The 24,403-nt window shown below is 47.4% G+C and carries 19 protein-coding genes; 12 read left to right on the top strand and 7 right to left on the bottom strand.

Going from position 1 to position 24,403, the window contains the following annotated elements:
* Positions 1–9: 9 nt before the first annotated feature.
* From BUQ91_RS09360 to BUQ91_RS09350, 3 genes are all read right to left on the bottom strand, one after another.
* Entirely contained in the window at positions 10–795 is a 786-nt protein-coding gene (locus BUQ91_RS09360) for an MlaE family ABC transporter permease (RefSeq protein ID WP_072827878.1), read from the bottom strand.
* Between the two features lie 9 nt (positions 796–804).
* Complete coding sequence (locus tag BUQ91_RS09355) at positions 805–2,553, bottom strand: S41 family peptidase (protein ID WP_254842309.1); 1,749 nt, start codon at positions 2,551–2,553, stop codon at positions 805–807.
* A gap of 157 nt (positions 2,554–2,710) precedes the next feature.
* The gene (locus BUQ91_RS09350) at positions 2,711–3,562 is read right to left on the bottom strand and encodes a sigma-70 family RNA polymerase sigma factor (protein ID WP_072827880.1); all 852 of its coding nucleotides are present in this window, start codon (positions 3,560–3,562) and stop codon (positions 2,711–2,713) included.
* A gap of 175 nt (positions 3,563–3,737) precedes the next feature.
* Between BUQ91_RS09350 and BUQ91_RS09345 the strand changes: the two genes are divergently transcribed.
* The 4 genes from BUQ91_RS09345 (at position 3,738) to BUQ91_RS09330 (ending at position 9,736) form a co-directional block, all read left to right on the top strand.
* Entirely contained in the window at positions 3,738–4,961 is a 1,224-nt protein-coding gene (locus BUQ91_RS09345; protein WP_074209056.1) for a sensor histidine kinase, read from the top strand.
* 172 nt (positions 4,962–5,133) lie between these two features.
* A complete protein-coding gene (locus tag BUQ91_RS09340) occupies positions 5,134–6,411 on the top strand; it encodes a hypothetical protein (RefSeq protein ID WP_074209055.1) in 1,278 nt (425 codons plus the stop codon).
* Positions 6,408–8,903, top strand: a complete 2,496-nt coding sequence (locus BUQ91_RS09335) for a hypothetical protein (RefSeq protein WP_254842308.1) — start codon at positions 6,408–6,410, stop codon at positions 8,901–8,903. The genes BUQ91_RS09340 and BUQ91_RS09335 overlap by 4 nt, the downstream gene beginning before the upstream one ends.
* 68 nt (positions 8,904–8,971) lie before the next feature.
* Positions 8,972–9,736, top strand: coding sequence for a hypothetical protein (locus BUQ91_RS09330; protein ID WP_074209054.1), 765 nt, complete (start codon positions 8,972–8,974; stop codon positions 9,734–9,736).
* A 210-nt stretch (positions 9,737–9,946) separates the two neighbouring features.
* Here the strand turns inward: BUQ91_RS09330 and BUQ91_RS09325 are convergent, their stop codons facing one another.
* Complete coding sequence (locus BUQ91_RS09325; RefSeq protein WP_072827884.1) at positions 9,947–11,524, bottom strand: biotin attachment protein; 1,578 nt, start codon at positions 11,522–11,524, stop codon at positions 9,947–9,949.
* Between the two features lie 368 nt (positions 11,525–11,892).
* Here BUQ91_RS09325 and BUQ91_RS09320 point away from each other — a divergent pair, with 368 nt between their 5' ends.
* Positions 11,893–13,851, top strand: coding sequence for an FISUMP domain-containing protein (locus BUQ91_RS09320; protein ID WP_074209053.1), 1,959 nt, complete (start codon positions 11,893–11,895; stop codon positions 13,849–13,851).
* Positions 13,852–13,956: 105 nt separating this feature from the next.
* Here BUQ91_RS09320 and BUQ91_RS09315 read toward each other — a convergent pair whose 3' ends face one another.
* On the bottom strand, positions 13,957–14,781 hold the full coding sequence (locus BUQ91_RS09315; RefSeq protein ID WP_074209052.1) for a tetratricopeptide repeat protein: 825 nt from the start codon (positions 14,779–14,781) through the stop codon (positions 13,957–13,959).
* 198 nt (positions 14,782–14,979) lie between these two features.
* On the opposite strand from BUQ91_RS09315, the gene BUQ91_RS09310 reads away from it, so the two are divergent.
* From BUQ91_RS09310 to carB, 7 genes are all read left to right on the top strand, one after another.
* A complete protein-coding gene (locus BUQ91_RS09310) occupies positions 14,980–15,318 on the top strand; it encodes a hypothetical protein (RefSeq protein WP_175566623.1) in 339 nt (112 codons plus the stop codon).
* The gene (locus tag BUQ91_RS09305; RefSeq protein ID WP_074209050.1) at positions 15,319–16,053 is read left to right on the top strand and encodes a CIA30 family protein; all 735 of its coding nucleotides are present in this window, start codon (positions 15,319–15,321) and stop codon (positions 16,051–16,053) included.
* Entirely contained in the window at positions 16,037–16,831 is a 795-nt protein-coding gene (locus tag BUQ91_RS09300) for a CIA30 family protein (RefSeq protein WP_074209049.1), read from the top strand. The genes BUQ91_RS09305 and BUQ91_RS09300 overlap by 17 nt, the downstream gene beginning before the upstream one ends.
* Positions 16,809–17,936 (top strand): AI-2E family transporter, encoded by a 1,128-nt coding sequence (locus BUQ91_RS09295; protein WP_072827890.1) that lies wholly within the window; start codon positions 16,809–16,811, stop codon positions 17,934–17,936. The genes BUQ91_RS09300 and BUQ91_RS09295 overlap by 23 nt, the downstream gene beginning before the upstream one ends.
* Positions 17,937–18,043: 107 nt before the next feature.
* Entirely contained in the window at positions 18,044–18,346 is a 303-nt protein-coding gene (locus BUQ91_RS09290; protein WP_072827891.1) for an HU family DNA-binding protein, read from the top strand.
* A 126-nt stretch (positions 18,347–18,472) separates the two neighbouring features.
* A complete protein-coding gene (locus BUQ91_RS15710) occupies positions 18,473–18,646 on the top strand; it encodes a hypothetical protein (RefSeq protein WP_175545424.1) in 174 nt (57 codons plus the stop codon).
* A gap of 262 nt (positions 18,647–18,908) precedes the next feature.
* Positions 18,909–22,127 (top strand): carbamoyl-phosphate synthase large subunit, encoded by a 3,219-nt coding sequence (gene carB, locus BUQ91_RS09285; RefSeq protein WP_074209048.1) that lies wholly within the window; start codon positions 18,909–18,911, stop codon positions 22,125–22,127.
* 131 nt (positions 22,128–22,258) lie between these two features.
* Here the strand turns inward: carB and BUQ91_RS09280 are convergent, their stop codons facing one another.
* A complete protein-coding gene (locus tag BUQ91_RS09280) occupies positions 22,259–23,152 on the bottom strand; it encodes a hypothetical protein (protein WP_074209047.1) in 894 nt (297 codons plus the stop codon).
* Entirely contained in the window at positions 23,139–23,969 is an 831-nt protein-coding gene (locus BUQ91_RS09275) for a TIGR02147 family protein (protein WP_072827894.1), read from the bottom strand. Before BUQ91_RS09275 ends, BUQ91_RS09280 begins: the two co-directional genes overlap by 14 nt.
* Positions 23,970–24,403: the final 434 nt, after the last annotated feature.

Genomic DNA, 24,403 nt, shown 5'->3' with positions numbered 1-24,403 from the left:
TTTATCGTGTTAAACAAGCAGTAGTTTGGAAAGAGTGAACCCGCCAATCAAGATGCTTGTCATGCCGGCAACAACGGTTGCCTTGGTGCTCTTGCCTACGCCTTCTGCACCGCTGTGGGTAAAGAAACCGAAGAAGCAAGCGTAACTCGAAATGAAAAATCCGTAAAGTGTCGCTTTGATTAAGCCAACGACCAAATCCCAGTTCTGGTAGAACATGCGCACACCGTAGAAGAACACAGAGAACGATACTTCTTTGTAAAGGTGGGCCACTTCGTAACCGCCGACAATACCGATGAAAATGCTCAAAATGGTAAGGACCGGAAGCATGATGACCGTTGCGATAAGTCTTGGTGCAAGTAAGTATTTGTAAGGGTTTAGGCCCAATACTTTGTACGCATCAAGCTGCTCTGTAACAGCCATGGTGCCTAGTTCCGAACACATCGAAGCGCCGATACGGCCTGCAAGAACCATTGCCGTAAGAATCGGGCAGAGTTCTACCATCACGGATTTACCGACTGCCATTCCCACGAACATCATGGGAATCATGTCGCCAAACTGGTATGCGAGTTGCCATGACATGATGGCGCCTGTTGCAAGCGACGCTGCAAACACCACGGGAATACTTGTAATCCCGACGTGGTGCATTTGTTCAACAGTCGTGTGAAAATTGGTAAAGGCTCCGGGAATGTTCTTGAACAATTCCCAGATGAACACGAGGTAACCCACAACCTTGTTCAGGAAGCGTCGGACCGCACGTCCAAGGCCTTCGGCCATTTTGTTCAATAACGAAATCAAGTTGGACCGTTACTTCTTTGCTTTTGCGGTGTTCTTCTTAGCCTTTGGCGGTGCGCTGATAGACTTCTTGAAGAGCTGCATGTCGCTTAAGTACTTGATGGCTTCGTTCAACTGCTTGTCGCGCTTGAGCGAGAATGCTGTGCTGACGGAGTCGTTCACAAAAGCGGTGAGAAGTTCTCGCTTGATGCCGTCCTTGATGTAGTCCTTGTTGGCTTCGAACTGGGCATCGCGGTTATCTTCAAGAGCCTTGCGCATTTCGCTGATACGCTTCACGAGCGTAGAATCAGAAATGGTCTTTGCGCTGTCGCCCATGTAGTTCTGTTCGCGGATGATGCTCTTTTCAAGTTGATCCACGCCAACGAGAGCGTTGCTCTTGACCTTCATGAAGTTCGTGTCTTTCTTGCAGAAAGCCTTGAACTGTGTGAAGAGCGAATCCGGCACAACCCATTCGGAGTTCATCTTGACGCCTGCTTTTTCGAGGCTCGGACGAATCTTGACTGCAAACTTGAAGTACATGGCCATACGTTCCTGCACCTGGACAACCCAAGGCATCGGATCGAGTTCCACGTCAACGTCCGGCGTAATGCCGCCGCCGCCAAACATCATACGGCCATTGTTCGTGTAGAATGTGTCACGCTTTGCGGTGTCGGTCTTTACAGAATCAGTCTTTGCAGTTTCTGATTCTTCATCAATGTCTTCTTCTTCCTGGAGCTTGAGTCCCTTGATGCCGTTTTCAGGCTTGTTGATGCAACGGCCGAAGGGGAGGTAATAGAATGCGGTGGTAAGCTTGAGCGCGTTGCCCTGATTGTCGAGCGGGAAGATTGTCTGCACGGAACCCTTACCGAAAGAAGTCTTACCGACGATGAGGGCTCGGTCCCAATCCTGAAGTGCACCGGAGACAATTTCTGCGGCACTAGCAGAACCCTGGTTCACGAGAACGACCATCGGCACGTCCGACTTGAGCATCGGATTTCTGCGGGAGGCGCTTTCTGTTTTTTGGGTGCGTCCGCGAGTGCTTACAATGACATTACCCGGCTTCAAGAAAAGTTCACTGATTTCGATAGCTTGGTTCAAAAGTCCACCCGGATTGTAGCGCATATCGAGGATGAGCTTTTTCATGCCTTGCTTCTGGAGGCCACGGATAGCGTTTTCGACATCGCTTGTGGTCTTGTCGCTAAAGGTGGCAAGCTTGATATAGCCGATATCCGGAGTTACCATGCCGTAGTACGGAACGGCGTGCACGATAATTTCTGCTCTGGTGATGGTAAAGTCCATGAGGTCGGGAACGCCTTCGCGTTCAATGGCGACGGTTACGTCCGTACCGATTTTACCACGGAGCTTGTTGACGGCGTCGTCAAGTGACATGCCTTTTGTTTCTTTACCGTCGATTTTGCGGATACGGTCACCAGCGCGGATGCCGAGCTTGAATGCCGGCGTGCCGGAAAGCGGTGAAATAACCGTAAGGATGTTGTCTCGCAGGCTGATGGTAATGCCGACGCCACCGAACTTGCCTTCCATCGAAACGCGGAGGCTTTCGTAGTCCTTGGGGGCGAAAACTGTCGTGTGCGGGTCCAGAATGTTTCTGATGCCATTGATGGCAGCATCCGTAAGTTCAGTCGGATTTACGTTTTCAACGTACTTGCGGTTGACTTCGGAAAGAACCTTGTTCAATCGTGAAACTTCGTCGTAAAAATCTCCAGGAGGAGTTTTCTTGTCGGTAGCTGCGTTCGCGATGCAAAGCGCGGACAGCGTAGCCATACATACAGTGCGGAAACTAAAAAATTTGAACATCATGCGATAAAAATACAATTTCCTATAAAAAATCACCACCTTAACGGAAAAAACCGGCCATAAATAGCCGGTTTTTTTACGAAAGGAGAGAGTATGAAGTTGTTAGGAGCAATAAATCTTGATATTAGGCAGCTTCGCAGAGGAGGCGTTCGACTTCGGCATCGCGGAGCTTGTTCAGAGCGTTTTCCTTGAGCTGGCGGACGCGTTCCTTGGAGAGACCCACCATCGGAGCAATTTCCTTCAAGTTCAAGTCGGAATCCATCTTGAAACCGTAATAGAGCTTGATGATTTCCTTTTCTTGGCTGGAGAGGTTCTTGTCCATTACCTTGTTAAACACTTCTGCGCGGTTGTTTTCATTGGCAAGTTCGTCGGTGCGGCTCTGAGAATCAGAAATGGTATCGCCGAGCGTTGCGTCGCCATCTTCGTTGACCGGGGCATCGAGGGAAGAAGCGGTAGAACCCATCATCAAAATCTTTTCAATTTCGTTTGCCTTGTACTTGGAAAGGCCTTCGAGATTCTGAGTGTTGATGGTGAATGTTCCGCCAATCACCTGGTGCATATCCTTTGCGTGGCGGGCAAAACGGCGCAACATCAATTCCTTTTCGGCGCTGATGCGGATCATGCGACCCTTTTCAGCGAGTGCGCGGGTGATGTTCTGACGAATCCACCATACAGCGTAGCTGATAAACTTAATATTCTGGGAGCGGTCAAAGCGGCGTGCGGCTTCAATGAGACCCATGTTCCCTTCATTGATCAGTTCCATGATGTCGAGACCGCGGCCTTTGTAAAGATTTGCGATATTCACGACGAAACGGAGATTGGAGTTGACTAACATATCCAAGGCCGCTTTGTTGCCTTGTGCAGACTTCTGGAGCAATATCGTTTCCTGTTCTCTTGTCAGTAACGGGTAACGGGAAATGTCGTTCAGATATTGCATGTAAATGTCTTTTTGATCTCGATTGTTAAGGGTTTTCATGGTGACCTCCTCATTTTTACATCATCAAATTTACCTCCAGTTTGAATTCCTTGTGTCATTACTTAGAATGCTGCGTGCAAAAGTTAAATTGAGTTTTTGTTAAAAAAGTTCGTGATTTTTGTCACAGAATTGTCATGATGAGCCAAAATAGTGGTTTTTGACTAAATTTTTTAGTATGAATGACAATTCTTCTACAAATCGTACAGACAACCGCTTGGGATTTTTCCAAAGAACTCGTAACAAATTTGCCGTTTTGCAAGAAATTGGTTTTGAACGCAATGAAAACAAACTACGGGAGCTGCTGAAAGACGAACGAGACCTAGTGCAGTTCCCGATTCCGCTATTCTTGCCGGCGTTTTTAGTTTGGCTGTTCATGCTTTTGTTTCCGTTGGTGCTTATTCTGGACCCGACAAATGCATTGAAAATGAGTGTGGACATTAAAGGGCTTGTGGGCTTTTATTTGCCCATGCTCAGTACGGTTTTCATTTTTATTTTGAACCAAAGGTTTTTGGTGCCGCAACTTGTATTTAAAAAACGTTATGCACTTTACTTCGTGTGTAACTCGATATTGGTGGTGGCGACACTGTTCTTTAGAGAAGTGGCGTTCTTTGTGATGGAACGTTCTCCCAACGAAGGCGTTGGAGACTTCTTTAGTTCCTATTGTTTCTCGTTTGTTAAAGGACATTTTGGCGTTTGGCCCGTTATATCGTTTACTATCCTAGTTGTGTTTGTTTGCGTTCTTTGCGTGTTATATCATGTGATGTTCCGCCAGATTGTGCGTGCGTTTATTTTGCGCGAACAGAAACGCTCGGAGTTGCAGTATGAACTGGATTTTTTGAAGAACCAGTTGAGTCCGCATTTTCTCTTTAATACGTTGAATAACATTTCTGCTTTAATCCAGATTGATCCGAAACGTGCTGAAAGTTCCATGAATAAACTTTCGCAACTTTTGAGAATGATGCTGTACCAAGTCAAGGACAAGTATATCACGTTACAAGAAGATGTGGATATTTTGCAAAAGTATGCGGACTTGGAAAAACTCCGTCTTGATGAAGGTTTTGACTTTGTCTTTAAAGTAGAACTTGAAAATCCGAAATTGATGATAGAACCTTTGCTGATGATGCCTTTGATGGAAAATGCGATGAAACATTGCGTGAATCCAAATGGCAAGAGCTTTGCGCATATCACCATTACGCAGAAGAGCGATGAACTTCATTTCCATTCTGAAAATTCCAATTTCCCGAGAAAGTCGAGCCGCAAGGGAAGTGGGCTAGGACTTTCTACTTTTGAAAAGCGATTGGACTTGATATATCTGGATTCTTATGAGTATTCTGTGAATATTGTCGATGGTGCGTATATCAGTGATTTGACAATTCACTTGAAAAAAGAAAATTCATAAAAATTTAATTAACCCCTTTACACATTCAAAAAATTATTGTAGTTTAATAACCGCCTCGATGTTAGTCGTGGCGGTTTCTTTTATCTTTACTTACATTCTTTCCTACATCGTTCCTTTTATGGTTATGGCTGAATAAGCCTATTTATCTTAAAATCAATATAAAGGAAATCCTATGGTTATTAATAGGATGTTTAAGGGCGTTGCCTTGTGTGGTGCCTTGTGGGCACTCAATGGCTTTGCCGAGGAATGTAAGGGCGTCGTACTGTATTCTGACGGTAACGACAATGGTCAAATGATTGAAACGGGGAGAACTTTCCCGGAACAGCCTGAATGGAAGGCGAATTGGGGAGACTTTGGTAACATGGTTTCTCCGTATATTCGCTTGTCTGGCATCAAGAATGTGCAAGGCGATTGGAAGGGATTGCTTTCGTTTCCATCGCTTCCGTTACACGTTGATGGGGGAGTGCTCCGCTTAAAAGTTCGGTCTACACAAAACGTAAGGTTTGGTGTTTGGCTAAAGAGCGCAACATCGGAGAGTGGAATTTATTACGCAGAATTGACTGCGGATAAAACTCATTCACTTGAAATCCCTCTTGCAAATCTTGGTGTGACGGGTGCGTTTGATGTCGCGAATGTGGGTGTGGGGCTTTTCCAAGTTCCGCAATATCAATATACGACTCTCTTTATTGACGATGTTGGGTTTAGCTGTGTGAAAAACAGCGTTGAACCATCGTCATCTGTGTCGCTTGGAAATGCAAATGATGTTCCGTGGGAATATGAATTCTCCAATGCTGAAGCATGGTCTTCGTCACGTGAAGAACGGCTATTGCCTGCATTAGAATCGGAGTTTAGTGCTGCGTATTCTCTGCAAAAGAAAAATTTGCTTATGTCAAAGACTGATGCGGATTTTCTTGTGAGCGAACTAGAACACTTGAAAATTGTGAATAGTATTCGTGCTCCCGAAATGACCGCTAAAAAATCGCGATTGACGTGGTACGATAACATGTACACGATTGTCCGAAACCGTCTTCGAGAAAATGTTGTTGCTAACCCCAAACAGCTTTACTTTGAAGCGGAAGCGGTTGCTGCAAATTCTGATTATACGGTGATACCTCTGCTTGTTGCTGATTTGGATTATGCGTACAATGCGTGTGCGGATTCGGCATGCAACACGAATAACGTTATTAAAGCGCATCTGCTGACGGCTGGACTTCCGACTTCGTTTGTGCGGGGGTCAAAAGTAAGCCTGATACTAGATTCGTATTTTGTTGTGACAAAACAAAGGGAACTGCCGTCTATTTCAGTTTGTGTTTCCGGCTCGTGTAAGATAATTCTACCTGGGGCGCGATTGGAACTGGAGTTCCCGTCAACAGGATTGCAGACGATTGTCGTAAAAATGAAAAGCGGAGACCGAAATGTTGAACAGAAACTCTTTGTGGAGGTAAAATGATGAAGCGTTGTTTATGGCTTGCTTTTGTAACGATTTTCGCTACAAGTGTTATGGCGAAAAATATGGACTATACATTCTTTCTGGATCGTAAAGGCAATCTTTGCGTAGAAAAGGGCAAGGCTCTTTTTAATCTAAAAGGTCTTGATCGAACAGGAAATATGTGTGTAGGTACGGCCCCGTCTGTGCGTATTCGCATTATGGATGCTCCTGCAGATGAAAATTCCTCGACTGGAATTTATTTGGAACGCCCATTCATGATTGTTGACGGGATTGACTTGAATCCTGATGAAAAGAAAACTCTGACGGACTTGGAAGGGGATGTGCAGCAGGTTGGCTTGCCGCTGACTCTGAAAAGTCTTGGATATACGCCTGTTCTTGTCCAGTTTACGGAGACTGTGCGCACATCTCTTCAAGAAAACTCTAAAACGCTAAGCAAACTGTTTTCTTTTTTGAGTGATAATGAGCATATCCCGTTTCCAGGAGCTGTGCAAGACGGCTTTGTCGTTATGGGGATAAGTCAAGGTGGCGTTATTGGGCGTTATGGCGCGTACCTTTATGACACGCACCGTAGCGAATCCGATGCTCCGATCCGGCTTTTTGCTTCGCTTGATTCTCCTCATCAGGGGGCTGTTATGCCGATGGGTCTTTTTAACACGGTTGCATTCTGGAGTGAAAAGGGCGGTTCCTCGGCTGCGGAAATGTTTAAGGATATGTTGCTTGCAAAAGGTGCCGCAGATCTTTTAGTCTATGAAAACTCATGCGAAGGTTCCTGTAAGTCTACAGCGAAAACAAAGGGAAGGTTCCTCTATGAAGATTATCGTTATGCGGCTGAATACAAAAAGTTTCCGACAGTGCTTGTGGCGCAGGGACAGTTGAAGGGCCGTGATCCTGTTCATAGCAATGATTATTACCTTTTGGAACGTCATGCGGAGAAAGGCCCTGCTACGCTTGGCTCTGCCGTAAGCCATATGCATTATTCGGACAATAATGGAACTGTTGCTCGCAACCGTATAAAAGAAACGACGGATGATGCGGTTTTGGACGATTTCAAGGGAACATCTCGCTATGATTTTATTCAGGGATCGACGTATCCTTTTGCGGCTACGATTTATAACTCTTTGCGTCAGGGCTTTTTAGATGCAATGCCTGATGATATGAAAAAAGGAATTCTATTTTGGGATGTTGATGTCTATACATCGTGGGGTAGGGATGAATTGGTGCAGGATCGCAGTACATTCATTCCGACGGCGAGCGCAATGGACATGAAATGCAATGGCGAATTGGCGATTCGTTCGAATTGTGGCTTTACTCAGTCTTATAATGGTTTCCCGTTTGAAAATCCTGGGGCTAGGAGTACGGCAACAGCTGCGTTTGCTGTGGATCCGACACATCCGCGTTATGCTGAAGCGATTAGCGGTCGCCATATCGAAATGCCTTTCGATAATGATACTTTGAATGCTGTTGTCTTGAATGGCATGCAGGTAGATTTTTGGCGAATTTTGTGCGAAGTCGCGAAGTACGATTATGACTATAGTGTGGGGCAATTCAGAAATCCGAAGTTGATTGGTTATTTTTCTCCCAATACGAAGTGCATGGATTTAGAGAAAATGCCTGATATCATTCGCAATGCAGGTGTTGTTCAAACAATTCCGTTTGCTTATGCGCGCTATGATTATAATGCAAATGCAACGGAAAAAAATTCAGATGTAAAATTTAAGGTGCCTGCGGGCTGGAAAAAGGTTGCCGCGTGGAACTATGGTAGCGATGTCCAGGCAAATACCACTTTCGAGGTGAATATCAAAGTCGAAAATCCGAAGGGAAATTGGATGAAGGCGGAACTTCTCGTTTGCCGTACAAAGTTCTGTTCGGGTAGCCTGCAATTGAATGAAATGTCGGTTCCGGTAGATGGAAGTTCGCATACATTGCGTTGGCAGATGCCTGCGAACGGAGGTGCACTTAATGGAATGCGTTGGTTCCGCTTGGTGCTTAATTCGGATGGCGGGGACGTGACTGTGTCGAATGTTCAACTCGTTTTGAATACGCGCGGTGATGCTGTTGTTCCGCCCAAGATAAGTTCTGCAAGTATTTATCCGAGCCGTTATGAGTATTTCCCGTGGGACAATGGAACTCAAGTTAAAACGTATACGGATGGACTTGGCGTAGGACTTGAACTCAAGTTCGATAGGGCTCAGCGTGGTATGCATATCGAAATGGGGCAAATGGTTTCTATGGAAGGTTACAGTAATTTGATTGTGGAACATTGGCCGGGAACTTGCCAAAATACGCTTGTTTATTTTGATTCAAAAAAGCTGACAAACGCAAATCTTGCAAATGGCTTGTCTCAAAATGGCTTCATTCGAAAAGTTTTACCTTTGCATGAAGTAATTGATTTGAACACGACTCCGCAAGGATCTAAATCCGCTCATCGTCTGAATCTGCAGTCTGTCGGTTCTTCGGATCGTTGCATCATAAAGTCCATCATGCTGGAATAACGACCTCTTGTTGTGTTTCTAGAATTAAAATATATTGGTTGTACATTACAAATAAGTAGGAGTTTTCTATGAAAAAGTCGATTCTTTGGGGCCTTTTATTAGTTGCAGCGTTTTCTTTGTGCGGTTGCCTCAATCCGCATTTGAGCTCGATGGGAGCATCTACAATGGTTGTCGCTCATCAGCCGCGTTTAGCTGTTAACGGGGATTCGTCTGCAATAACGGTATCTGCTGATGTTTTTGGCGGTACGAAAATGACCGGCCGGAATATCAAAGATGGTTTTTCTGCGGGCGCATCGGCTGCTTTGAATTACAGACCTTTTGGAATCTCCTCACCTTTGTATGTGCAGGCTGCTTTTGGCGGCAAAGGCGGAAATGCTTCACTTGAATGTTCGGAAAGTGGAAAGTGCAATGATGGTTATAATGCGTGGCTTGAAACTTCGAAAGGACGGAAAAAATATTCGTTCTGGAATTTACAGGAACGTATGGCTGTCGGTGCTGATTTCGACGTTGGTCCCATGATTTTAGGCCTTGGTGCTGGCGTTCAACTTTTCGAAGGTGGTGGCGATTTTGATGATATTCGCGACTATCTCGGGAAGAGTCTTGCAGAAAACGATGACGAAGGGTATGGCGTAAAGTTTTATTCTACGGCTCGCGTTGGTGCTAGGCTTGGGCGATATGGCGTTGTAGCTGTGGATGCGGACTTCATGTGGTTAAAAACGATGAATGTCGGTCTTATGCTGAATTATTTCCACCCGTCGGGTTTCCATGGTGGCGTTTTTGCTGCGGAAAAAGTTGGCTATGGTGTGAATTTGGGTAAAACGTTCAGCTTTTAGCGATTCGTTTGCCGACCGTTATTGCGTTTAGTTTGTTTTAGATTGATTTTTGTTCATATAAATCCTTATTAAATAAGGGCTTCAAGTTTATTCTTGGAGCCCTTTCTGCGTTTAATATTTGTGTTTGAATGTAAAAAGGGCTTCGAGCAAAGCTCGAAGTCCTTTTTAAAGCCTTGGGCTTGGGCGAAGTCTTTAGACTTTCGCGGAAGCTTACTTGCTGAGGGTCTGAACTTGGACGTCCCAGCTCTGGTTGCCAAGAGCGATGCGGTAGGTGCTTGCAGCGCCAGCCTTCATGTTCTTGGTGTCGACAGCCGGAGCGGCGTTCGGGTCCTTCTTCGGCACGCCAATGTGGCGGTTGCCCTTGAGGAATTCGATACCCTTGTTGCCAGCCTTCGTCTGGAGGCAGCCCGTGATGAAGATGGTTTCGTCGTTGACCGGGAGACCATTTTCTTCGAGGAGCTTCTTAGCAGCAGGAATGCCCGGCGGAAGAATTTCTTCTGCGCACTGGACGCCCGGATAGGCTTCCTTGAACGGCTTCATGTTGAACTGGTCGGCTGCGATCTTCACGAGTTCCGGATCCGGTTCGCACGGAGTCTTACCCTGGTAGCCGAGGAGCATCTTGCCGTAGCCTTCGGTCATCTTGAACCACGTACCGCGACCGGCAGCCTGGTTCAAGGTGTTCATGTAAGCCTGCTGGAAGTAGAACTGAGAAACCGGCGTCACAGAGGAAGCGAAGCCACCGCGGCGTACGCATTCACTCATGTTTTCGATAACCTTCGGGAAGAGGTGGAAGGTCTTGGTTTCGCGCATCATGAGGGTGTTTGCAGTGAGAGCGCCACCCGGCATCGGGCTGAAGATAACGTCGGTCGTAATCTGACGTGCTTCAGGCGGGAAGTTGTAGTCCTTGAGGCATTCAACAGCGACGTTGTTAGCTTCCATGAGTTCCGGAATGTGATCGTCGACGATGCTGTCTTCACCGAGGGCGAGCTTGTATTCCGTGCCCTTGAGGGCGTGGAACATGGAGAAGAGGTCCGGCTGAGCCGTACCGCCAGAAAGCGGCTTGCGGCCGAGGTCGACGCCATCTGCGCCACCTTCGATAGCAGCCTTGTACTGGGCCACACCGGTACCGCAGGTGTCATGGCTGTGGATGCGGAGTTCGACCTTGTCACCGAGGAGCTTACGAGCGCGCTTGAACGTTTCGTAGACCTTGGTCGGGTTCGTCGTACCGGAAGCGTCCTTGAAGCAGACGGAAGCGAACGGAACACCTGCGTCCAAGATGTTGCGGAGGATGCGTTCGTAGAATTCCGGATTGTGAGCGGCGTTGAGGTCGCATCCCGGAGGAAGTTCCATCATGGTAACGACGACTTCGTGTTCGAGACCGGCTTCAGTGATGCACTTACCGGAGTAGATGAGGTTGTTGACGTCGTTCAAAGCATCGAAGTTACGGATGCGGGTCATGCCGTGCTTCTTGAACATGTCGGCATGGAGCTTGATCATATCGCGCGGCTGCGGAGCGAGAGCCACCACGTTGATACCACGAGCGAGAGTCTGGAGGCGGATCTTCGGACCAACAACGCGACGGAATTCATCCATCATGTCGAATGCGTCTTCACCGCAGTTCTGATAGAGAGCCTGGAAACGGGCGCCGCCACCTGCTTCGAAGTGGGTGATGCCAGCCTTGACGGCTGCTTCAACTGCAGGCATGAAGTCTTTCATGAACACGCGTGCGCCGAAGATGGACTGGAAGCCATCACGGAACGAGGTGTCTTGGAACAGAATCTTTTTCATAATGTTTTCCTGTGGGATAGAATCCCTGTGTTTTACTGTACAATAAAATACGGGGTCAAAGATAGCAATTAGAACTTGGAACTAAGAACTTAGAACTTAGAAATGCGGGATAATTTAGAACTCGGAGGTTTGTTGAATGCTGGCTGTGGAGCTGTAGACCGCAATTGTCATGGCTAGCCGTATGAATTGCGGTAAGTTAATGCTAAAAAAAGACACTTTTGTAAATGGAAGTTTTCAAAAGAAAAATGTGGTGAATAAGAAACGCTTTGATTGGCTAGTTCATCTAAAGAGGTGATGTTTGAAATTTGTATCTTTGGTCTAATCATTATAATGTAAACACGTTTATTGTGTTGGAATACGGAGTCACTATGAATAAAAAGTATGCTCTTGCTATAGCTACTTCACTTTTGGCTGCTGAATCGGTATTTGCCGATCCGTCTGGCGACAAAACTGTGGTTGCTTGTGGCTTTGACGATATGTTCGGTAATTCGTGCTATTGGCGTTGTCCGGATATGGAGGATACGTTTAGAACGGAAAAGAAGGACGATCGTTGCGCCAATGTGCTTTTCAGATGCGCCAATTATCCGCGTTCTTTTATGCGTTCTTCTGTAGGTAGCAGCGAAATCTGGATCACTCCTGATAAATACAACTATTATTTTGGCAAGCTTCCGCAGGAATATGACTGCAGTATTTCTGAAGAAGAACGTGCTGCGATGTCTTCGCGCCCGACACAGCCGCCTCCGGCAAATCCGTATGCTGCGAACAAGTATCAGAATACTTCGACGTATGACGAATCGAAGAATCTCTTGATTGATAACCGCGATGGCGAACGCTATATGACGGTGAAGATTGGTGGCCGTGTTTGGATGGCCGAAAACTTGAAGTTCCGTTTGCCGGAAAGCTATTGCTATGATGGCGTTACCCAAAATTGCGAGACGTACGGAAGACTTTATACGTGGAATGCAGCAAAGCAGGCTTGCCCTGATGGATGGAGCTTGCCGATGGGTGACGATCTCAACTATCAGGACTTTAACTTGAATAGCTTTAGAGTGCTTGATGGTGGTTATTATGTCGATGGCGAACGTTACATTGACTTGGGCAATCGTGCTTTCTTCTGGCTTGGCGATGACAAGGGCGGTGATCGTGCCGATGCGATGAGCTTTAGAGGTACGAATCTCGAAACGTTTGCATTCCAGGGACGCAAGGCGAATGGTTACTCTGTCCGTTGCATCCAAAATTGGGAAGCCGCCTGTAAGGAGCGTCTCGGTGGCGTGATGGACAATGCCGGAAAGACCTATAGAACACTTAAGATTGGTGACCAGACATGGATGGCCGAAGATGTGATTCTCGACCGTTTGGATGAAATGGAAGCCCGCAATCTTAATCGCGCTTGCCCGCGTGGTTGGCATGTTCCGGAACAATACGAGTATGAACAGCTTTTCTCGAAGGCTTCTGAATTTGAAATTCGTGCAAATGACAAGCGCATGAGAAGCAACCGTGATACGAAGGAAAATCCGTGCAGCTTGAATTTTGATTTCAAGCGTGGCTATTGGACTGCTTCGAAGAATGGTAACGAAATGACTTATGTCGATTGGAAGTACAATGCAATCCGCGAAAAGGGTAGCCCGTACTTTAAACATGGTGACGCTTATACGAATAAGCTTCGCTGTGTGAAAAACGCTCCTTCTTATGCAGCTCCGAAGCCGACTGTTACCAATACGCAGGCTGCTCCGGCTTCTTCTGCTCCCGCAAATTATGCAAACAAGACTGTCTTGGAAAAGTTCATTTTGCAGGGTGTGACGTTCGGTGTGGGACAGTCTCGCTTTACGAAGGAATCTTCGGAAGGCTTGAGAAGACTTGCTGACCATTTGAGAAACTATCAGGGAAAGACGATTGAAATCGTCTCTCATACGGATAACCTTGATCGTCCGGAAAGAAGCCGTGTACTTGCCTTGAAGCGCGCTGAAGAAGTGAAGAGCTACTTGGTGAATGCAGGCCTTCAAGCTAAAGACGTTATTGCAACGGGCAAGGGCGGTGACGAACCTCTCGTCCCGAATACGACTCCGGATAACCGCATGAAGAATAACCGTATTGAAGTGTTCGTGTATTCTTATGATCAGCCGGGTAAGGCTGCATCTGCTGCTCCGAAGCAGAATCAGAACAACGTGCAGAAATCTGAACCGGCTCCGAAGAAGTGCAAGGAACGTGACATGGCTAACGCAAAGCTTGGCGAATGCTATTCCTACACGGATGGTACTAAGGACCACAGACGTTGCATGGCTGCATACAAGAACTTGCTGAACCTTGCAAATACGAAGTGCAAATAAAGTAGATTTTTGCTTAATGCAAAAAAAAGCGCAGCTCATTGAGCTGCGCTTTTTGTCTAAGTTCTACCAACGAAGTTCTAAGAGGGCTGAAAGCCCAGTCTTTCCTTAGATGAACATCATCGTGTTGAGCTTTGCGCGGTATTTCCAAGTGAGTTCGTGCTTGGGACCTAGGACGCCAAAGAGCGTGAGCATTGCCTTCTTGGCAGCTCCATCGTTCCATTCGGGTGCTTCGACGTAGAGGTTCAGGAATGCCTGGAGTGCGCTTTCGAAATCTTCATCGCAGGCGAGCTTGCAAGCTTCGTGATAGACGATGGCTTCTTTGCCTTGAACGTCCTTTTTTGCAATTTCGGCATGGAAATCAAGAAGTTCCAGGAGCGATTTTGCTTCACGGTACTGGTCGTCACTTTCGACAAACTTGGAGAGAATTTCTTTAGCCTTTGCAGTATCGCCAATGCCTAGACTTGCTTTGGCCCACAGAAGCTGGAGCTTCTTGTCGTTTGGGTTCTTGGAAAGTGCTTCGTCGAGCATCGGGAGTGCCTGATCGAAGTTCTTTTGTGCGATGGCGTCTTCGAGAGCGGTTTGGAAACGGGCTTCTTCGGAGACATAGAACTTTTCAAGACGCTTCTTGATGTCGGCTTCGGGTAGAACGCCTTGGATGACGTCTGCGATTTGTCCTTTTTCGACGACGTGAATTTCGGGGACGGACTGCACGCGGAACATCTGGATGAGGCGCATGTTTTCGCGGTCATCGCAGCTTACGACACCGAGCGTAAAGTCCATGCTTGTAGAGAGTTGCCCGAGCAATTGGGAATAGGGGGCGCAATCTGGGTATTCTGCGGAAGAGAAAAGTATCGCGACTGCGCGGGTTTCGGAGGCCTTGATGACCTCTTCTTCAAAATTTTCTGCTGTAATTTGAACTACTTTAGCCATGCGGGTAAATATAGAATTAACTATATTCAAAGTATGTGTAAATGTTCTTTTTGCGGTTCAGAAGTCGAGTCCCTCAGAATTGTCAATCTTGATCTGAGGATTTGCCCGAAGTGTTATTCCATTTATTTCCCGTGCGACCAGACGTTTGCTTTTTACGGCGGACTTTCTGACAAAACGCGGGAATTGTGGCTTAACGACTTGAATAAGAAAAACGTGCAGGATCCACCTTGCGAAAATCCGGTGTGCATCGATCATGGCAAACCGCTTGTGAAGGGAAAGCTCCCGCATTACGGTTTTGATGGTTACGTGACGACTTGCTGCGAAACGTTCCATATGCCGCCTTCGACGGTGAAACAGCTTTTGCAGTGGTCCTTGGATATTAAGGCTGCTCCGCAGGCAAAGGAAGGCAAACATCATTTCTTCTTTATCCATTGGATTGATTCTCTTGTGTCTAAGCTGTTTGGCGAAAAGCCTGTTGAAGAAGACCCGCTTGATTTAATCCAGTACAATAGAACTTTAAGGAAATTTTTTGAGTAAATGAAAAAATCATATACGATTTTAGCAATCATTGCGGTTATTGTTGTTGCCATCTATGTAATGCTTCCAAAAGAGCGGTTTGCTGAAAGTGTATTTCCACTAGGGGATGGTGCAAAAGCTTCTGCTTACGATGATAATGCAGATGGGGGAACGTCGGCGGTCCAGTTTAAATCGTCGGATTCGCTTGTTTCGTTCCAATGTGCGCTTGGTGCAGACGAAAAGAAATCGGCATGGTGCGGTTTGGTGTTTGACTTTGACCCGAAGGGTGAAAAGAATTACCATAACTGGAAAAATGTTGATACACTTTATTTGGACATCGATGTTTCGGGAACGACTGAAATCAATGTCAAGACGTGGACTTACGACCCTGATGTGACTGATTTGTCGAATCCGAGCTCGTTCAGAATGCTTTTGAAGGAAGTTCCTGTTAAGCCGGGTCGCAATAAGATTGCGCTTCCTTTTGAACAACTTTATATTCCCGATTTTTGGTACGATAATTTGGGCGTAAAACGTTCACGCAACCGTCCGCATCATGAAAGTGTCGCTCGTGTAGAAATTTCGGCAGGGTGGAATCAGCCTCGCGGAAAGAACTTTGGCGTAAATGTCAGGGAAATTTCTGTGAGCGGAACAAGCAATAGGGCTTATGGAATATTTTTGTTCATAATACTTGGCCTTATGATTGTTGCGATTGGGCGTAGCCACCCTGTGAAGGAGTACGATGAAAAGAATGGATAGGATAGGCAAATGGTTGGGGGTGCTTGTCTTTTCCGCCTTGCTACTTGCTTGGTGGATTGAATATTCCAAAAGCGGCGATGCGGATATCGAATTGTTTCCGCAGAAGACGTTTGAAATATTCCCGTTGAACGATAGCGCTGTCGGAGGATTTTCGACAAGTGAAGTTCAGATGACGGATACGCTCCTCATCGCTTCGGTCAATATCCATTCCGGTAAGGCTTTTACGTATGCCGGTGTAGGCTTTAAGCTGAAATCTTTGGATAAACGTCTTGAACCCTTCGACTTGACGAAGTTCGATTCCATTGAAGTGCGAGTTGCATCAAAACGGATGAACTCCATGAAACTCCGCATCTTGACGGAAGACCCGGTTTATACGCGCAAGGGGAATTATGCAACTCTCCGCGTTTTGGAAAAGGAAATTCCGTCGGCACCGTATATGCTGATGGGAGGCTCGAAGGAACGCTTTGCCGTGAGCCGGTTCTCGCTGAGCGAATTCAGGGTTCCTGAATGGTGGCTTTCTTCGGTGGGGCTTGAAAAAGATGATGGCAAGACCCATTTGAATCAAGCCAAATTTTTTGAAATTGTGAGCGGCGGCTCAACGCTTCGCGGTATCCCGGATGAAATTGAAATCCGCTATGTACGCCTTTGGAGCGATAATGAGGCTCAAAAGAAAACTTTGTATTTGCGCTTGGGTTCCATTTTGTTTGGACTTGTTGTATTTTTAGTATATGTGTTAAAAACAAGTAGGGGAAAACATGCAGAGAAATTGGACGCTTGATAGGGTGATGCGCTACGTGCTGATTGCCGTAGCGGTAGCAGTGTCGCTTGTCGTATTGAATTATTTGAGCGGAGTCTTGTTTCCGTTTTTTGCAGCGTTCCTGATTGCCTATATCATGGACCCGCTCGTTTGTAGATTGCAGATAAAATTTAGATACCGTGTGATTGCGGTGGTGCTCGTGCTTTTGGGAGGCGCTGTCGTGATTGGTGGGTGTATGTATTTCTTTGTTCCGAAAGTCGTGCACGAAGTCCAATATTTGGGAACGCTTATTTCGAGAATTTTTACGGACTCGACTTGGAGCGATCGAATTATGACGTTCTTGCCTGCGGATATGTGGGCTTCCGTGAAGACGATGATTTCTTGGAATAGCATTGCTGAAGCTATGGAATCGCTTGACGTGTGGAGCGTCATCCAGACTGTTTCGGACCGCATTCTTCCTGGTGCTTGGGATATTCTTTCGAAGACGTCTACAATCTTGGTGGGCATTTCGAGTGCGGCGATTGTGTTTATGTACCTTGTCTTCATTATGCTTGATATGCATAAAATAAGGAAGGGTATTCGTCGTTTGATTCCTCGCCGTTACCGCCGCGAAGCGGGTGAATTTGCAAGCGCTACAGACAAATTTATGGGCACGTACTTCCGTGCTCAATCTATGGTTGCCTTTACTGTTGGCGTTTTGTATGCAATCGGTTTTAGCGTGATGGGACTCCCGATGGGGATTGCCTTTGGACTTTTTTCTGGGGCTCTCAACATGATCCCTTATATGCAGTTGACGACGATTCCTTTGGCCCTACTACTAGCGGTGGTTTACGCTCTAGACAAGGGAATGCCGTTCTGGGAAGTGGCCGTTATCATCCTTGCAATTTACCTTGTCGTGCAGATTATCCAGGACTTCTTCTTGGTGCCGCACATTGTCGGTAAGTCAATGAACCTCCCGCCGGTGGGGATCCTTCTCTCGCTCTCGATTTGGGGCAAGCTGCTTGGATTCTTGGGGCTCTTGGTCGCGATTCCATTCACTTGTCTCTGTCTTGTTTATATTGAAAAACTTAGGACTAAGGCAGACCAATATGTTGAAGAATCGGGCAGACTGGCTCCCAAGGCTTGATTTTATAGGGTTTTAAAAACTTTTTTCAATTAAAATCATTCTTATCTAAGAAAAAAAAAGTATAATATTACCAAACATTTCACAAATCTGACTCAAGGAGTTAAAAAATGAACAAACAAGATCTCATTGAAGCTGTGCTTGCTAACAAGGAAGCTGGCATTGAATCCAAGGCTGCTGCTGCTCGCGCAATCGACGCAGTTCTCGACGGTATCGCTGCTGGCATCAAGAAGGACGGCAACGTCCAGCTCATCGGCTTCGGTACTTTCTCTGTGAAGTCCCGCGCTGCACGTACTGGCCGCAACCCGCAGACTGGTGCTACCATCAAGATCAAGGCTTCCAAGACTGTCGGCTTCAAGGCTGGTGCAGCTCTCAAGGAAACCGCTGCTAAGAACAAGCCGGCTAAGAAGTAATTTCTCTGAGCTAGATTTGCTTTTTGCAAAGGGAATGGGTCGCTTTAGGGCGGCCCTTTTTGTTTTTCCAAATAATGAATGTTGAATAGTTTATTATATTGATAGTCAATAACTTAGAGGTCTTATATGAAACGAGTTTTTTTGGGAATGTTCCTCGCCGTATCGCTTTGTAGCTTTGTGGGCTGTGCAGCTCCCGACGATAGCGATTATGAAACTCTTCGCGAAAAATGCCGGGATAATCCTTCGCTTCCTGAATGTCAGGATGACGTGGAAGAAGATACATCTAATGAAACTTTTTAGTTTTCGCTAGAATAAAGAAATCGTTTTTTTTATACGGACGGTTGAAAGGTACGTTCACATATTCTATATTTGCGCAAGTTTAAGTCTTTGCGAAATAGGAAAGTGATGAACGGAATTTCGATGAATATGAAGTGCGCTTGTGGCGCCCAACATGTTGCGGAAACCGCTATTGTTTCTATTTCCATTTTTGATTTTAATGCTGGACCGTTTGGTTCAGCGTTTTTTTTTAGAGTTTAATAATTAGTCAACGGAGATAAACAAAATGAAGATTGAAGGCATCGACAAAGTCCTTATCATCGGTTCTGGCCCGATCGTGATCGGTCAGGCTTGCGAATTCGACTATTCCGGCACCCAGGCTTGCAAGGCCCTGCGCGAACAGGGTTACAAGATTGTGCTTGTGAACTCTAACCCGGCTACCATCATGACCGACCCGGTCATGGCCGATGCCACTTACATCGAACCGCTTAACGTTGCCCGCCTTACCCAGATTATCGAAAAGGAACGCCCGCAGGCCCTCCTCCCGAACTTGGGCGGCCAGACCGGCTTGAACCTCGCCTCTGCTCTTAGCAAGGCTGGTGTCTTGGACAAGTACGGCGTGAAGGTCATCGGTGTGAACCTCGACGCTATCGAACGCGGCGAAGACCGTGAAATCTTCAAGGAAACCATGCAGAAGCTCGGCATCGACACCCCGCGCTCCGGCATTTGCCACTCTGTGGAAGAAGCCGAAAAGATTGTTTCCGAAATCGGCTACCCGGTGGTGGTCCGTCCGGCATACACCATGGGTGGTGCAGGCGGCGGTTTCTGCTACAATGTGGAAGAACTCCGCACCATTTGCAGTAACGGTCTTGAACTCTCGATGACGCACCAGTGCCTCATCGAAGAATCCATCCTCGGCTGGGAAGAACTCGAAGTCGAAGTCGTGCGTGACTCCAAGAACCAGATGATTGCCATCTGCTTCATCGAAAACATCGACCCGGTGGGCGTGCATACTGGCGACTCCTTCTGCGCAGCCCCGTTCCTCACCATCGACAAGAAGCTCGAAGAAGAACTGAAGGAAAAGGCCTTCAAGATTGTGGAATCTATCGGCGTGATTGGCGGTACCAACGTGCAGTTCGCTCACGACCCGAAGACCGGCCGCGTGGTGATTATCGAAATCAACCCGCGTACCAGCCGCTCCTCTGCCCTTGCTTCCAAGGCTACCGGCTTCCCGATCGCCCTCATTTCTGCAAAGCTCGCCGCAGGCCTCACCCTCGACCAGATTCCGTACTGGCGCGATGGCTCCCTCGAAAAGTACACCCCGAGCGGTGACTACGTGGTGCTCAAGTTCGCACGCTGGGCATTCGAAAAGTTCCGCGGCGTCGATGACTGCCTCGGCACCCAGATGAAGGCTGTGGGCGAAGTCATGGCTATCGGCAAGACCTACAAGGAAACCCTCCAGAAGGCTATTCGCGGCCTCGAAAATGGTCGCTCCGGCCTCGGCTTTGCCAAGGACTTCAACAAGAAGAGCAAGGAAGAGCTCCTCGAAATGATGAAGACCGCTTCTTCTGAACGCCACTTCCAGATGTACGAAGCCATCCGTAAGGGCGCTACCGACGAAGAAATCTTCGCCGCCACCTACGAAAAGGCTTACTTCGTGCAGCAGATGCGCGAACTCGTGGAACTCGAAGAAGAAATGCTCAAGACTCCGGGCCGCCTCCCGGCTGATGAACTCCTCATCAAGGCCAAGAAGGACGGCTTCAGCGACAAGTACATCGCCAAGATCCTCGGCATCCGCGAAAAGGACGTGCGCAAGAAGCGTACAGAACTCGGCGTGGTCGAAGGCTGGTGCGCAGTGCCGGTGAGCGGCGTGAAGGACCAGTACTACTACTACAGCACCTACAACTGCAAGGACGAATCTACCGCTTCCAATAATCCGAAGAAGATCATGATTCTCGGCGGTGGCCCGAACAGAATCGGCCAGGGTATCGAATTCGACTACTGCTGCTGCCATGCTGCCATGGCTCTCCGCGAAATGGGTTACGAAACCATCATGGTGAACTGCAACCCCGAAACGGTTTCTACTGACTACGATACCTCCGACAAGCTGTACTTCGAACCGGTTTCTTTGGAAGACGTGCTGCAAATCTATCATAAGGAAAAGCCGGCTGGTGTGATCGTGCAGTTCGGTGGACAGACTCCGCTGAACATCGCCCGCGCCTTGAGCGACGAAGGCGTCAAGATTCTCGGTACGAGCATCGACTCCATCGACATCGCCGAAGACCGCGACTTGTTCCGCAAGATGATGGACCAGCTCGGCATCCCGATGCCGGAAAGCGGCATGGCCACGAACATCGACGAAGCCCTCGCTTGCGTCAAGCAGATCGGTGGCTACCCGGTGATGATCCGCCCGAGCTTCGTGCTTGGCGGCCGCGGCATGGAAGTCATCTACGACGAAGCCATGCTCCGCGAATACGTTGCAAAGGCTGTCGGCGTGACTCCGGATCGCCCGCTCCTCATCGACCGCTTCCTCCACAACGCTTTGGAATGCGAAGCCGATGCCCTCTCTGACGGCGAACACGTTTACATCCCGTCCGTGATGGAACACGTGGAACTTGCCGGTGTCCACTCCGGTGACTCCGCCTGCATCATCCCGCCGGTGACCATCACCAAGGAAAACTTGGCAACCATCAAGGATTACACCAGGAAGATTGCCGAAGCCCTCCACGTTTGCGGCCTCATGAACATGCAGTACGCCATCGAAGACGGCAAGGTGTTCGTCCTGGAAGCGAACCCGCGCGCAAGCCGCACGGTGCCTCTGGTATCCAAGGTCTGTAACACGCAGATGGCCCGCCTCGCGACCCGCCTCATGCTCGGCGCGAAGCTCGAAGACTTGAAGCTCAAGGACAAGAAGTTCAACCACCACGGTGCCAAGGAAGCTGTGTTCCCGTTCGACAAGTTCCCGAAGGTGGACCCGGTTCTCGGCCCCGAAATGCGCTCCACTGGCGAAGTTCTCGGCCTCTCCGACGACTACGCCCTCGCTTACTACAAGAGCCAGGAAGCCGCAGGTTCCTTCCTCCCGAACGAAGGTGCCGTGCTGATTAGCCTCTCCGACAAGGTTAACTTGTCTGAACAGGCCATCGAAATCGGCAAGGAATTCCAGAAGCTCGGCTTCAAGATTTACGCTACCGAAGGTACCGCCAAGTTCTACGAAGCTGCCGGTGTCAAGTGCGAAGTGGTGAACAAGATTGCTGAAGGCCGCCCGAACGTTCTCGATATCATCCTGAACAAGCAGGTGAACCTCATCATCAACACGCCGTGGGCAAAGCGCGACGCCATCAAGGACGAAAGCGCCATCCGCAAGGCCGCCATCAAGTACAAGGTTCCGTACATCACGACCCTCGCCGGTGCCTACAACACCGTGAAGGGCATCGCCGCTGCTCGTAACGGCCATGGTGCAGTGAAGTCTCTCCAAGAGTACCATGCTTCTATTGAAGAAGTGTAACGCCTAAAGTGTCATGCCGGGCTCCGTTCCGGCATCGCCATTACAAGCGTGTCAAAAACATTAAAGACCGTAGCAATAAAATGCTGCGGCCCTTTTTTGTATGGTGGGTACGCCCACTCCTTGTTCGTTATTTACCGTTTTTTCTTATTGATAAATTCGTCGTACTCTACTGAACCGCATTTTATGGTTTCTTTGTACGTGGATGTTCTATTGATTTCAGGGCTTTCGGAAAACTCACCGCAGTATTCGAATAGGAATCCGACGTGTAAATAGTACGGAAGCTGCTCGTAATCGCATTTGTCATGAAAGTCAGCGATGGTAATCGTGTCTTTTGTGATGCTGGAGAGCACGTGTACCGCTGGCGATGTTTCCTCGATGTTTAATATGTAAAGTTGGCAACCTTCCATTTGGAATGAAATGGTGCCGTCTTTTTCGTAGAGCTTGCCGCCCATGAACGTGGTTGTTTTCTTGAAAAGGTAAACTAAGCCAATTTGGTTTTCTTTAGTGATTTTGTGTAGCCCGAGTGTTCTGAGTTCAGCGACGGTCGCGTTATCGGCGGTATCTTGAGTGGAAACGAAAGTTTTGTTGTATGCAAGTACGTTTGTATCGAAAGCAACTCTCGTTATGCCGTACATATTGAGATAGTCATTAAGAGAACGCGATGAAGTCTCGGTGTCGCCGCATTGTCGTTTTTGGCCATCAGATGTGTAGCATCCTTCGCTATGACCGAAGTTCCCGGGGTTGCCAATCGGATCTACAGATGATGATGTTGACGGATTTGGGACTGGGGTGGTATCGCTGCTGGTGATTATGCCACTCGAGTATTCGATATTGGAAGAAGATGAATTTACGCGTACATCAGGATTTTCATTTATAAATTCACTGCTGGAGCTAGTCCCGTAAGCGACCTGGTTTGGTTCTTCGGCTGTCCCTGCGATTTTGTCGGAGCAGGCTAATGCGCAAAAAAAAGCGGTGGTGGTTATGCCCACGGATGAAATTTTTTTGAACAGATTAATCATTGCCATTCTCCTTGATTTTTCGCGTGAGAGGGAATAACTGTAAATTTAATCTATAAACTTGGTTGATGTTTTTGTCGCCGGCGGCAATGCTTACGATTTTACGGCGACATTCGTCCAGCTCTTTTACGATTTGTTCGTAAGAGTCCTTGGATATACCCATGGTGATGCCGCTGAAGTTTCTTTCCGTTTTGGCGAGGTCGAGTGAATTTGCTGCAATTTTCGCCATTTCGCGGTGCATTTCGCGAATAGCGAGTTTTGTTGCCTCGGGGGAACCTTTGATGGATGTCTCGGTTTGGACGAATGTGTTCTCGCCGGTCTTTTTGATAAATCCCGCTTTGACCAAAAAATCGAGTGTCTGCTTGATGTCTGTGGCGGTGACGTCTGTATAGCACATTTTCGCGAGTTCGCTCGGCGTGGCGCCCGGCATGAGCGGGGCCAGTTCCCTCAAGACGGGGTTTCTCCAGCTCTCGTAAAATTCAAACAAATCGCCTTCGATGACTCTGACTTTGTGAATTTTTGCAATGGAAAGCATTTCTTCGTAGGCGGCTTTCTTTTTTGTTTCGTCGGTTTCTTGCCCGAAGTTGACCATTGCCCTGAAGTAGTCCATTTCGAAGCCGACAAGTCCCATGGCTTGCCCGGTGCGTTCGACTCCGATTCGGCTCAAATTGCTTTTCCCGTCGCAGACGACTTTCATGTACGATGACGATGTAAAACCGGCTGCTTTGGAAAATTCACGCCATGAGAAAACATGGCGGAGCTTACGCTCTTCGTAGAAGTCGCGCATGTACTTGCGGAAGTCGGAGTATTCAATAATGGCTTTCATTTGATAATAAATATAAATAGATCTTTACGAAAAAACAATATTTTCATGCAACGATAATTGCGTAAAATGTGTTAAAATTACGATTTTTGAGTGCGTTTGATGATAAAAAGTTTTGTATATGCAACATTTGGGGCAGGATTGCTAGTGTTGTGATGAAAACTATGTTTTATAGAATAAACAGGGAAATTTTTAACACTTTTTAGGAAAAAGAGTATTTTTCTTAATATGAGCGTGTTTGGATTCTATACTGCAGTTAATCTTGGGTGCGTCTGTATACTGATGCTTTTGCTATACAGTATCAAGAAACTCCCGACACCTTTGCTGAAATACCCTCTTTTCCAAAAATTGGTGTTATGGCATATCTTCTATTTTGTTAATGATTCGTTGTGGGCTCTTGTTAACGATAGTGTAATTCCCAAAAATACGTTTAGTGT

It is taken from the genome of Fibrobacter sp. UWB11 (assembly GCF_900143015.1).
GTDB lineage: Bacteria > Fibrobacterota > Fibrobacteria > Fibrobacterales > Fibrobacteraceae > Fibrobacter.
Note: the sequence above shows the minus strand (reverse complement) of the source record. Positions and strands in the feature narration are given on the sequence as shown.

Bases quoted from the DNA above. Each gene is read 5' to 3' on its own strand.
- BUQ91_RS09355 (WP_254842309.1), bottom strand. From the start codon at position 2,553: ATGGCTACGCTGTCCGCGCTTTGCATCGCGAACGCAGCTACCGACAAG.
- BUQ91_RS09350 (WP_072827880.1), bottom strand. From the start codon at position 3,562: ATGAAAACCCTTAACAATCGAGATCAAAAAGACATTTACATGCAATAT.
- BUQ91_RS09345 (WP_074209056.1), top strand. From the start codon at position 3,738: ATGAATGACAATTCTTCTACAAATCGTACAGACAACCGCTTGGGATTT.
- BUQ91_RS09340 (WP_074209055.1), top strand. From the start codon at position 5,134: ATGGTTATTAATAGGATGTTTAAGGGCGTTGCCTTGTGTGGTGCCTTG.
- BUQ91_RS09335 (WP_254842308.1), top strand. From the start codon at position 6,408: ATGATGAAGCGTTGTTTATGGCTTGCTTTTGTAACGATTTTCGCTACA.
- BUQ91_RS09330 (WP_074209054.1), top strand. From the start codon at position 8,972: ATGAAAAAGTCGATTCTTTGGGGCCTTTTATTAGTTGCAGCGTTTTCT.
- BUQ91_RS09325 (WP_072827884.1), bottom strand. From the start codon at position 11,524: ATGAAAAAGATTCTGTTCCAAGACACCTCGTTCCGTGATGGCTTCCAG.
- BUQ91_RS09320 (WP_074209053.1), top strand. From the start codon at position 11,893: ATGAATAAAAAGTATGCTCTTGCTATAGCTACTTCACTTTTGGCTGCT.
- BUQ91_RS09315 (WP_074209052.1), bottom strand. From the start codon at position 14,781: ATGGCTAAAGTAGTTCAAATTACAGCAGAAAATTTTGAAGAAGAGGTC.
- BUQ91_RS09305 (WP_074209050.1), top strand. From the start codon at position 15,319: ATGAAAAAATCATATACGATTTTAGCAATCATTGCGGTTATTGTTGTT.
- BUQ91_RS09300 (WP_074209049.1), top strand. From the start codon at position 16,037: ATGAAAAGAATGGATAGGATAGGCAAATGGTTGGGGGTGCTTGTCTTT.
- BUQ91_RS09295 (WP_072827890.1), top strand. From the start codon at position 16,809: ATGCAGAGAAATTGGACGCTTGATAGGGTGATGCGCTACGTGCTGATT.
- BUQ91_RS09290 (WP_072827891.1), top strand. From the start codon at position 18,044: ATGAACAAACAAGATCTCATTGAAGCTGTGCTTGCTAACAAGGAAGCT.
- BUQ91_RS15710 (WP_175545424.1), top strand. From the start codon at position 18,473: ATGAAACGAGTTTTTTTGGGAATGTTCCTCGCCGTATCGCTTTGTAGC.
- carB (WP_074209048.1), top strand. From the start codon at position 18,909: ATGAAGATTGAAGGCATCGACAAAGTCCTTATCATCGGTTCTGGCCCG.
- BUQ91_RS09280 (WP_074209047.1), bottom strand. From the start codon at position 23,152: ATGGCAATGATTAATCTGTTCAAAAAAATTTCATCCGTGGGCATAACC.
- BUQ91_RS09275 (WP_072827894.1), bottom strand. From the start codon at position 23,969: ATGAAAGCCATTATTGAATACTCCGACTTCCGCAAGTACATGCGCGAC.